The 12517-nt window shown below is 28.4% G+C and carries 6 protein-coding genes, 1 other RNA gene and 1 pseudogene; 1 reads left to right on the top strand and 7 read right to left on the bottom strand.

Translation table 11 applies throughout. The features are described from left to right. Nucleotides 1–12: 12 nt before the first annotated feature. On the bottom strand, nt 13–2706 hold the full coding sequence (locus WJW32_RS11910; protein ID WP_340258595.1) for an Eco57I restriction-modification methylase domain-containing protein: 2694 nt from the start codon (nt 2704–2706) through the stop codon (nt 13–15). A gap of 64 nt (nt 2707–2770) precedes the next feature. Then, the gene (locus WJW32_RS11905) at nt 2771–3679 is read right to left on the bottom strand and encodes a patatin-like phospholipase family protein (protein ID WP_340258593.1); all 909 of its coding nucleotides are present in this window, start codon (nt 3677–3679) and stop codon (nt 2771–2773) included. A 513-nt stretch (nt 3680–4192) separates the two neighbouring features. On the opposite strand from WJW32_RS11905, the gene WJW32_RS11900 reads away from it, so the two are divergent. Continuing rightward, the gene (locus WJW32_RS11900; RefSeq protein WP_340258591.1) at nt 4193–6331 is read left to right on the top strand and encodes a methyl-accepting chemotaxis protein; all 2139 of its coding nucleotides are present in this window, start codon (nt 4193–4195) and stop codon (nt 6329–6331) included. A 59-nt stretch (nt 6332–6390) separates the two neighbouring features. Here WJW32_RS11900 and WJW32_RS11895 read toward each other — a convergent pair. The 5 genes and pseudogenes from WJW32_RS11895 to WJW32_RS11875 all read right to left on the bottom strand — a co-directional run. Further along, nucleotides 6391–6498, bottom strand: a pseudogene (locus tag WJW32_RS11895) (IS3 family transposase); the annotation flags it as partial. Nucleotides 6499–6604: 106 nt separating this feature from the next. Further along, nucleotides 6605–6945, bottom strand: an RNA gene (gene rnpB / locus WJW32_RS11890) — RNase P RNA component class A. A gap of 56 nt (nt 6946–7001) precedes the next feature. Then, a complete protein-coding gene (gene eam, locus WJW32_RS11885; protein ID WP_340258589.1) occupies nt 7002–8258 on the bottom strand; it encodes a glutamate 2,3-aminomutase in 1257 nt (418 codons plus the stop codon). A 456-nt stretch (nt 8259–8714) separates the two neighbouring features. Then, a complete protein-coding gene (locus tag WJW32_RS11880; RefSeq protein WP_340258587.1) occupies nt 8715–10592 on the bottom strand; it encodes a monovalent cation:proton antiporter family protein in 1878 nt (625 codons plus the stop codon). A 419-nt stretch (nt 10593–11011) separates the two neighbouring features. After that, nucleotides 11012–12421 carry a carbon starvation CstA family protein gene (locus tag WJW32_RS11875; RefSeq protein ID WP_340258585.1) on the bottom strand — a complete coding sequence of 470 codons (1410 nt, stop codon included), beginning with the start codon at nt 12419–12421 and terminating at the stop codon, nt 11012–11014. Nucleotides 12422–12517 lie beyond the last annotated feature (96 nt).

Raw genomic sequence — 12517 nt, 5'->3', positions numbered from 1 at the left:
TATATATTGCTATTATTTCATAATCTTATTTAATGTATTTAATCTATTTTTAGAATTGTATTTTTCACCCAATATTTTAATGTTGATTAGGTAATTCTTGCATTTTTTATTCATAATCTTATCTATAGTCTCTATATTCATATCTTTACTATTTTTTATCATTTCTATATTCTTTTGTAAATATTCTGTTATCTCATCGTATAATTCATTCATATTGTAGAGTCGCCATGGCTCATCTCCAAAACAAGACATACTATAATCATGCCTCAACTTAATTATTTTAAACTCATCACAATCATATAAATTAGATATATAACTTATAGATTTTTTCCTGTTTATATGCATATCAACAAATTCATTCTCAGGTATTATACTTTTAAGTTCATCTATATCTCTTATATTTAAATCATCATATACTATACTCAAATCTTCTTTAGTCAAATCAAACGAATCTAGGATAATATTATCTACCTCTAATTCCAATCTGTATATTGCCTCTTTCAATTTTAATATATCAACACATTTATTATAAAAATGTTTTATAGGATCTTTTTCATCATAGCTTTTTTTATTTTTTATAATATCTATATCTCTTTTTAAAGATATTATTTTTTTACCTATGTTTTCTATTTCTTCATACTTAAGATTCTTAAATATACCCAAATCCATTATAGAATTAGGATAATAATCATATATACGAGCGCTTATTTTTTTTGCAAACATTTTAAAATAAAATTCATATATCTTTGAATTTAACAAAGTAACTATGTATTCTAAAGAAAAAATCTTTTCATACCCATCTTTTATATAAAAAGAGTACACATCAGCACTACAATAATATCCATTTTTATCAATGGCAAACTTATTATGCGAAGCCTTATAAGGGTACATTATCTTATCTTTTTCAAAATACTTATAATCTCTACCCCATTGAAGCTCGTACCACTTTCTTATATTTTTTTTACACTCTCTTCTATTTATCAATTTTTGTTTATGCCTGCCTATATATTTCAAAGCATTTTTATATTTATATTTATCTTCAATAAAATCTGAATATATTATAAACAAATCGCTATCTTCAACAGAATATTTATTTACATTCTTGTTTTTAACCCATTTTCTAAGTATGCTTGTTTCTATATTATTAGCTTCAACTTCTTTAGTATTTAAAACAAAAGCCTTATCACATCCGGTTATTATTCCTTGAAAACTTTCAGCTATATCCTTTAGTTCATAATTTAAATTTTGCTTAATCTTTTTATAAATATTGTACTTAACATCGGATACAAGAATCCATCTATCATCTTCAAGCTCAGACCTTTTTAAATTGAATTTTTCAAAACACTTGTTATTCAACATAGTTTCAAGACTTGTATTATTATAAAAATTCAAACTATCATTCACAAGCTTATAAACAGATATAATGTCTGTATCTAACTTTTTCTTAAATGTAAATATAGCAATAGCCACACCTACTCCTTTGAATATTTGGTTACCATAAAAATCTACTATTTCTAATATACTAGATTTTCTCTTTAAATAGCCCCTAAGCGACTTTCCACTAGGACTTTCTATAAAATACCTGGGAGTTATTATACAAGCCTTACCATCAACATCCAAAACCTCTAATATTCTCTTATAAAAGCAGTAGTAAATATCAGATTTATCTTTAAATACTTCACCATATTCCTCAATTAACCATTTTTTATAATAAATATCAAGCTTCTTGCTTCCAACATAAGGAGGATTTCCTATAACATAATCATATTTATTGCTCCAAAATTCTCTTTTTTTACTATACTTATCATTTTCCCATCTAACCAAACTATCTGAATGTATAATATTAATATCATAACTAAAATTTTTTACATCCTTTATAATTAAATTTACAATAGTAATATCTATAGCAAATTTATCAATATCAGATCCATATATACAATTTTTTAACAAATGATAATGTAAATTTTCTATTTTCCAATAGTCTACACCCCTAAGATTTATATACTCTCCTGCTTTTTTTATAGTATAGATTTCATCTTTGTATATTTGTCTTAAAACACTCAACTTTTTAACAAACTTCTTTTTTAACATATCATAAGCTTTTATAATAAAATGTCCACTACCACATGCAGGATCCAAAACTTTGATAAAGGGTTTCTTTACTATATCCTCATTTGCGATAGTATTATTTAAAATATAATCTATTATAAACCCAGGGGTATAAAACTGTCCAAGAGACTTTCTAATCTCCTCATCCATAAAAACTTCATACAAATCTCCAAGTATAGTATTATCTATGCTCTGCAAATAGTCCACATTTAGTTTTATTTTATTTATTGCATTGTACATAACGCATACTTCATCTTCATTCAATTGTTTTTCATTTAAATCTATCTCCTCACAAAACAAATTTAAATCTTCATAGTTTTCTGTATTTTTAAGATAAATTTTTAATATTTCATCAAGTTTATTCTCTATAATAAATTGTTTTTCATTATAAGTTCCTAGTTCAAATCCATTATTTTGAAGTATTCTAAGTAAAAAAACCTTATTAATAAAAATATAAGCCTGCCTAAACGCCAAAGATTCATCACAACTGTTGTATTCAATACTTAAAATCCTTATATATATATCAGTCAATTGTCTGTGAATCTTTTTAAATCTAAGTACTAATTTTTCTTTAGTAAAGTTCGATTTATTGTCCATACAGCACTCCTTAGTATTATTTGTTTAAATAAATTATACTACAGCTGATTTATTTAAACAAATACTAGAACCATTTATCATTAATCCAATTGTTTATAAATGTTATATCACAACTATCTGCAACATTAATCAAATAAGGTATTTCTTTACAACTATCTAAATCAATAGACTTTGAAAGTTGAGGATTAGTTCTAAAAAAATTATCCTTTAACAATTCACGGCTATAATAAGTATCAGCATCCGTATTTCCCTCAAATAATATATTAAGAAGTGGATATGGAGGATTTTGATTTAGACCCCACTCTATAGCTCCCCACTTTCTAGTATCTGCTTTTATATTGGTTAAAGTAAATCCCGTTCCAATAGATAAAAGTCTTATATCCTCAAGTTTTTTATTAGCTCCATTTGGATCTTTAGCAACACAAATAGATGCTAAACTCGGATTATTTGCTATAATACCTCCGTCTATATGTTTTTTATGAGATGGAAAATATATAGGAGCTGCACTACTATATAAAGCTACGTCTATTACATACTCATTAGCCGTTCCCTTATCTTCAAAATTAGTATAAAACTTAGGCTTCCAGCTACCATTATTCTTACTTATAACTTCAAAACTTGGTATTAATACCTTCTTTTTTAAATCTTTTAATTTAAGATTTTTTGGAAATACACTCATAAGAACTTCCTTCAAATGCTTATTATTGTATTTAGGTCTAAAAAGTTCGTTGTATTTAGGAGAAAATATATATTTACAATTGACCATAGAGTACAAATTTAATATTTCTTTGACAGATAACCCATAAGCAAGACCTAACGCTATAAAAGAACCAGTTGATGTACCAGCAAATAAATCTGTACTTTTGATTAATCTAGGATTTTCTTTTTCTAATCTTTTAAGTATAGTAGCACTGAGCACTCCCCTTATACCTCCTCCATCAAATGCCATTATCCTATATTTTTTCTTAGACATAAAACTCTCCTCCTCTAAAGCATCTTAGTATCATCATATGATTTAGAGAGGGATGTGGTGATATTAAGTCCTAACAGACATCTCTATTAAACTTTTTATACTGTTTTATTGTAAGTATAGAAATGATGCCCATTAAAACATTAGAACCGTCCTTAAGCAGAAGTAGACTATGTTGTAAAACAATGTCGATAATTGATATTTTATTGTATATTTGGTATAATAGAGTAAAATTTACATATTTTTGGGGGTGACAAATGCAAAATCTTTAATTTTAGCGTTAGAAAATTATCATTATCTCAACAAGCGCAGTTGCTTTATTATTTATGAGTTATTTATCTAGAACCTGAAAATTTTTAAAATCTCCAAGTATTTACAGTATCAATATTCTCTAAAGTAGTTAAGCTTTTTATACCAAACATATAAAAGTAACACCAATAATTAAATCATCATTTACACTATGATGTAAAACAATATTAAATGTTACAACTACATTATACAAAGGGGAGAATTACCATGAAATTTAGAAGTTTTAGATTTAAAATAATGATGATAATGTCAATCATTATTTTAGTATCTTTTATAGGAGTAAACTTTATCATAAGTAAAAAGACAAATAAAATAATTGAAGAAAAGGCATATATGGAAGCATTAAATTTATCTTATAAATATGAAGTACTTATTAAAGCGAAAATGGAAAAAGCACTGCAAACGACATCTATATTGGCATCATCTATAGATGGCATTATGGATTATGGAAATGTAGATAGAAGTCAGTTAGATGATATGCAGATAGCAGTTTTAAAAAATAATAAAGATATAAATAGTATATTTATAACAGGAGATAACAATGGGATAGATGGAAAAGATATTGAATTTGCTGGAAAAGAAGGGGAAATGAATGATGGAAGATACATAACTTTCTTTGTAAGAAAAGGAGACGAAATCATTGATGAACCAACGGAGCCCGATTTTGTGCCAGGTAGTTATTATGATAAGATGAAGATTGATAGACAACCAATAATGCATAATCCTTATTTAGATACTGTAGATGGAAAAGAGATTTTATTCACAAGTGTATTGACGCCTATAGTGCATAAAGGTAAATTTGGTGGATTAGTAGGAAGCGATATATCATTAGATTCATTTCAAAAGTATATTATGGAACTTACACAAGGTAATTCTGATTTAAGTGTTAGCTTAATAGCGAACAATGGAACATATATTGCCAACCCTAATAGTGAATTATTAGGAAAGAGTATATTTAAAAATGATGACAACGAAGAAAATATGACTGAAGAATATAAGAAAGAAAAAGAACGTATAATGAATATAATTCAACAAGGAGAAAATCGCCAGGAAATTGTATATTCTGAGTATTTGCACACGAATGTGTATAGAATATATGCACCGATTTTTGTTGGAAATATAAAGGCACCTTGGTCTCTTGTTGTGGATACGCCAATATCTAAAGTTAAAACCGAGGTAAATTCAGCAGTATTATCTTCTATTATTATTACAATAATTTCATTATTAATTGTTTTAATATTTATATATATTGCTTTAAAACAATTAACCAAGCCTTTGTCAAATGTAGTTACTTACCTGAAAAATTTAGAAAAAGGTGATTTTACGGGAGAAATGCCTGAAAATATTATACAAAGAAAAGATGAGTTTGGAATTTTAGGACGAGCTATCAGTAAAATGCAGCACAATATAAAGGATATTTTAACTAAGATAAATATATCTTTTGAAGAAGTGAATGAAGGTTTTGAAGCGGTAACACATATGTCTAAAGAGTCAAATAAAATTATATGTGAAGTGTCAAAAAATATAGATGAAATTTCAGGTAGTATAGTAAATCAGTCTACTGATATTGAAATAATATCAGAAAAAGCAAATAACCTAGGAACTAAAATTAATGATTCTAATAACTTAGTTCTTGATGTATTTCATATTTCTTATGATACAAGTGAGTTAACTCATAAAGGGATGGATATTATGAAGTTGTTAGATGCTAGAACGAAAGAAAGTAATGAAAAAACTACAGAAATAGCAAAGGTAATACAAGATACGAGTGAATATGTAAATAATGCAGAACGAATTATTGGATTAATAAATAGTATAGCTGATCAAACAAACTTATTAGCTTTAAATGCAAGTATTGAAGCGGCTAGAGCTGGAGAAGCTGGGAAGGGATTTTCTATTGTTGCAGAGGAAATAAGAAAATTATCCGAAGAAACATCTAAAGCAACAAATGATATAAAAAATCTTCTTCAAAATATACAGGGAAAATCTAATAGAGCAACAGATACAATGAATGAATTCGGTGAAATAGTAGAAGAACAAAATAAAACTATTAAGAATACAAATGAAATATTCAGTAATACTTCTAAATTATTGAAGAGCTTTGCTTCTAAGATTGATAAATTAACGGAATATACATCAGAAGTTATGAAGGATAAGGAGGACATAATTAATTGTATTAGTAATATATCAACAGCAACGGAAGAAACAGCAACAAATACAGAAGAGATAGCAACTTCATCCGAAGAACAATTATCAGGATTAGATGAAATATACTCTTATATTGAAAATACAAGGAGCTTAGTTCAAAACCTTAAAAGAGAGATTGAAAAATTTAAAATAAATTAAAAATAATCAATTATAAAATAGACTGGACTGAACCCACTTAAGTAGACATTATAAATAGTCTATTTCTGCAGGTTCAGTTTTTCAAATTCTAAGGGACATAGATAACCAAGAGAAGAATGCCTTTGTTTGCGATTATAGAACATCTTAATATATTCAGATATTGCTTTTTTATCTTCATCTCTATAGGTTTATATACTAAAGTTATACTCACTTTGAAAAAAATCGAACAATAAGCAAAAAACACTACTCCGAAGAATAGTGTTTATGCCGTGTATAATGAGTAAATCTATAAGCCGAGTTCTGTCTTGAATAGTCATCTATCTAGGCCTATTGTTACCAATAGGCTCAAGCGACCTACCATCGGAAAGGGAACGAGCAGCTCCCCTTTCTAGTTCCTACTTGGTCTTGCTCCAGGTGGGGTTTACATAGCCAACTAGTCACCTAGTTGCTGGTGAGCTCTTACCTCACCTTTCCATCCTTACCATAATAAATTATGGCGGTTTATTTCTGTTGCACTATCCTTAAAGTCGCCTTCACTGGGTGTTATCCAGCACCCTGCTCTATGGAGCTCGGACTTTCCTCGTGTTTACACACGTAACTATCCGACTTACTCATTATTTAATTTTTCAACAAAATGTATTGTATCACAATATAATATCATTGTCAAAAACTATTTAATAACTTCCTTTATATCTACAGAAGGATGATTCTCATACTTTACAATTTCACCTTCCCAAGTTCTTATCATTACAAAATCTTTTCCTCTTGAAATTAAATATTGAGGAAGTATAGGGGTTTTACCTTTTCCTTTTGGAGCATTAACTATATACGTAGGAACAGCCATTCCAGATGTATATCCTCTTAAATACTCCATTATCTCAAGTCCATCATCTATAGAAGTATTAAAATGCGTAGTTCCCTTAACATGCTTTGCATGGAATATATAGTAAGGTCTTACTCTGCACTTTAATAATTCGTGATTTAAGCATCTCATAACGAACTTATCATTGTTTATACCATTTAATAATACAGCTTGATTTCCAAGAGGTACTCCAACATTTGCAAGTTTTTCACAAGCAGCCTTAGTTTCTTGTGTAATTTCCATAGGATGATTAAAGTGAGTATTTATAAATATAGGATGGTACTTTTTAATCATGTTACAGAACTCATCAGTAATTCTTTGAGGCATAGTAACTAAAGTTCTACTTCCAAGTCTTATATAATCAACATGAGGAATATCTCTCAACTGACTTATTATCCACTCTAAATAATCATCATTTAATGTAAGTGGATCTCCTCCTGTTATTAATACATCTCTTATTTCTTCATTTTCTCTTATATAATCTATAGACTCTTGTATAACATCCTTAGATTTAGCTTCATCACATTGACCTATGTTTCTTCTTCTCTGACAGTGTCTACAATACATAGCACATTCGTTAGTAACATTTATTATAAGTCTATCTGGGTATCTTCTAGTTATACTTCCTGCAGGATTTGTAAACTCTTCTCCCATAGGATCTAAGTCATCTACATCATCTTGAAGCTCTATAAATTCAGGTATAGACATAAGTTTTATAGGATCAAATTTTTCCTTTGGATCTATTAAGCTTAAATAATATGGAGATACAGCCCATCTGAATTGCTTCCCAACTTCTGCTATTTTCTTAATTTCTTCATCTTCTAAATCTAGTATTTTAGACAGAGTATCTACATCTGCGATTCTATTAGATAATTGCCATTTATAGTTATTCCAATCTTCCTCAGTTCCTCCAAGAACAGATAAAATTTTATTTTTTCTCTCAAGTAGTACTTCTTGATTTTCCAAGCCTTTAGGTATAGTTTTTTTAGCTTCTAAATAGTCCTCTATTCTACCCTTTAACTCCTCAGCTCTTTTTAATGAAATTTGTCTTTTATTGTTTTCCATTTAAAACCTCCTTGTATTACCTTATTTATTTTAAATATGAATACTTATACTGTTGTAACATTTTTATCGTTCATTATAAGTTGTTTCTATTTTTATAAACATATTATTAATATTCCAAGTTTAAAGTACTATATAGGTGTAAATACTGCCATATAAACTATAACTCGTTACTATATTTATACAACAATTTGCACTATAAAATTTTTATAGCTTAATCAATTGGATATTTTCGATATTTTTCACTATTTTCCTAGTCAAATATACTCTATAAAGTCTCAATTATGCATATTCATTGTTATTAATTGAATTTAGATATTGTATCTAGGTAAGAATTTCATCAAGATTTGTAAATTCTAATTCCGAAGTTTTTAGAGTTAAAACCGTTCTATTCATTATATCATTATTACAATTAAAAGTAAATATCATAATTTTTTTATAACAAAAGAAGACAGTTATTTATAATAAATAACTGCCTTCTTTTTTACTTCCAAGCATATTTTTTGCCTTTTTAACATTATGACTTTCCCCAACGATCATTATAACATCCCCAGGCTTAAGTATATTATTTCCATGAGGTATTATTTTTTCACATCCTCTTAATATTGATAAAATCAAGCAATCTCCTGGTAAAACCAACTTGTTTAATACTTTAAAAAAATACTCTTCATTTTCAAGATATACTTCTTCTATCATAAAATCCTCTTCTTCAAATAATAAAGAAAATGCCTTAGGATGTATTATAAAATGTTCAGCCATAAAGGCCGTTGCAAATTCCGGAGACACACTCATAGCTCCATATAAAGACTCGCCTTCAGGCGTTGACTGACTGTTGGTTAAAAGTATTATATGATCTATGCCAAATTCAACCTTACAAATTTTGCATATCTCGGTATTTATATCTTCTATACTTTTTGCAACAACAACAGTATCTGCTTTTTTAATCCCTACCTCTTTAAGCCATTTAACATCAGTAGCATCTCCTAAATATACAGTTTCTCCATTAGCACTTATCTTGTCAAACTGAGATTTGTTGTATGTTATAAAAATCAAATTCATTTCGAATTTTTTAAGTCTTCTAGCAAGCAACATACTCTTATCATTAATTCCTATTATGAATATATTCTTCTTGTTTTTCAAATCTATCTTAGGCATCATTTGATTAAATACAAGAGGTGAAAATGTACAAGTTATTATAGCGACCAATATAATTGCACCATTAGTCTCCTCTTTTATAAGTCCAAGCTTTAACCCTATAGCACTTGCAGCTATAATAAGGCTAAGTCTTGACGATAGTAAAAAACCTGCAGCTATACTTTTTTTCATTGAAAAATTAAATTTCAAAAGTAAAGATGGTATTATTTTTACTGCATACACAGCAACTAATAAAGCTGGTACAAGGTATATTGCCTTTGGATTATCAATAACTGATTTAATATCAAAGTTAGCTCCAACCATTATAAAAAATATAGGTACAAAAAATCCATATCCTATTGCATCAAGTTTAACATATAAATCCGATTTGTCTTTTTCATCTAAAAGAGCAACTATAAGACCTGCTAAAAATGTTCCTAAAATAATTTCAGTTCCAAGACTTTGAGCTAGAGATATAAATATTAATATTAAAGAAAACGCCCCTCTAACCTTTATCTGAGATGTAGTATCTGCTAGTTCTTTTACTATCTTATTATTTACTACAAACCTAAGTCCCATTCTATAAAAGAAAAAGAATGCAACAAACAATAGTAAAATTAAAAGTACTTCATAAGCTCCCTTTGATGTATAAAACGTAACAAAAAATGTTATAAGTACCATAGTTACAAAATCAGATATCAAAGCAGTAAGTAATATTGTTTGACCGTATTCTGAGTTTATTATATTTTTTTCTTTTAGTATAGGGACTACTATTCCTAAAGATGTAGTACTAAGTATCAAGCTCATAAGAGCTACATTAGATACAAGTCCGAATATTTTAAACAGGTACGCTATACCAAATGATAAAATCAATGTTATAAGAAATAAAATTATAGATACTAATAACGGTTTTTTATACCATTTAGATTCAGAATTTTCACTAGTTGGCTTCATCAAATTGAAATCTATTTCAAGACCTGATAAAAACATCAAAAATGCAAATCCAAACGTATATAAAAACTCAAGTTGCGGACTATCTTGAATTAAATTAAACCCACTCTTTCCTATAATCATTCCCGATAATATTTCCCCCACCACTATAGGTATTGGTATAAACTTAATTTTAGTTATTAATATAGGCACAAATGTAGCAAGTAAAATTATTATTAACAAAGATATATATGAAATAGATGTATGTTCCATATAAATCCCCCTTTCTCTTCTATTTTATAGTATTCTTTTATTAAGCAATATCTATACCAAGTCTATCTATTAAAGTCTGTTTTTTAATTTATCCAATTTATTTTTATATTAAATACCCTTTATCTTACAGTTTCAATCATATATATAATAAAAATTTCTTACAAGCTCCCATTGCAACTACTTATAATACACCTAGTTCTAACAAACTTCGTTTCATAACCCAATTGGTATCTAACATAATTATCAATATGTTAAAAATATATATTTTATGTTTAAAATATATATTTTTATGAAATAAAAAAGGTATGGTTGAATTCAACCATACCTTTTTTGTTTCATATCGATACACTTATGAATTTGATATCTTTTTCCCAGTGTATCAAAACAGTACACATGTTTCATTTCGATACATTTATTTATTAAGCAGCTATTTTATCTTTGTTTTTGTTTTTTTTAGATAAGAATAGTCCAAATATTACAAGTCCTAATATTATACCTATAGGATTTGCAAGGCTTGCAGATTGCTTGAATCCTTCTGGTGCTTGTATTATATAAGCTGTTGTTACAACAGTCATAAATGTAGCCGGTATACTTGCAATCCAGTGATTCTTATCTTCTTTAGCCAAGTAAGCAGCTCCTGCCCATAACATCATCATAGCTAAAGTTTGGTTAGCCCAAGAGAAGTATCTCCAGATTATATTAAAGTCCATGAATGTAAGTGCTATACCTATAGCAAATAATGGTAGTGCTATTGAAAATCTCTTAACCAAACTATCTTGCTTATAATTTATAGAATCTGCTATAGTAAGTCTTGCACTTCTAAATGCAGTATCTCCTGATGTTATAGGACAAGCAACAACTCCTAGTAAAGCTAATAACCCTCCAAATTTTCCAAGTAAAGAAGTTGATATTTCGTTAACTGCAACTGCCGCTCCACCTTTAGCAAGTACCGCAGCAAGTCCTTCAGTTCCTCCGAAGAAAGTCATAGCAGCTGCTGCCCATATTAAAGCTATTATTCCCTCTGCTATCATTGATCCATAAAATATTCTTCTAGCTTCGCTTTGTTTTGTAACGCATCTAGCCATAAGAGGAGATTGTGTAGCATGGAATCCTGAAATAGCACCACATGCGATAGTTATAAATAAGAATGGGAATATAGGAGTTCCCTTAGGGTGTAAGTTTGCAACAGTTATTTCTGGTATATTATATCCCTTTACAACCAATCCTCCAGCTATACCTACAGCCATTATAAGAAGAGAAGCTCCAAATATTGGATATATCTTTCCTATTAATTTATCAACTGGAAGTACAGTTGCTAATATATAATATGCTATTATTACTATAACCCAAAATCCTTTGTCAAATGAAGTTAAATTAGCTAAAAGTCCAGCTGGTCCTGTAATAAATACTACTCCAACTAATATTAATAATACTACTGTAAATACTCTCATTATCTTCTTTACAGTTTCTCCTAAGTAAATACCAACTATTTCTGATGCACTAGTACCTTTATGCTTCATAGATAAGTATCCTGATAAAAAGTCGTGTGTTGCTCCTGCAAATATGCATCCGAATACAATCCATAAAAATGCTGCTGGTCCCCATAAAGCTCCTGCTACTGCTCCAAATATAGGTCCAAGTCCTGCAATATTTAAAAACTGAATAAGGAAAATCCTAGGCCAACTCATAGGTATATAATCTACACCATCTTCCATTTCAATAGCCGGTGTAACTTGTGAATCATCGATTCCAAGGACATTTTCTACAAACTTACCATATATAAAATATCCCAAGATTAAAAGTATAATTGCTGAGAAAAACGTTATCATTGCATTCCCTCCTTAAATTTTAATTGTCTTTAACTAAATTATAATAAAGTTTTGCTATGAAATTTTAATTCTTACATGAAATGCAAAAAAAAACAC

This window comes from Tepidibacter sp. Z1-5, from assembly GCF_037844525.1.
Lineage (GTDB): Bacteria > Bacillota > Clostridia > Peptostreptococcales > Peptostreptococcaceae > Tepidibacter_A.
This window is presented reverse-complemented; position numbering and strand designations above follow the sequence as displayed.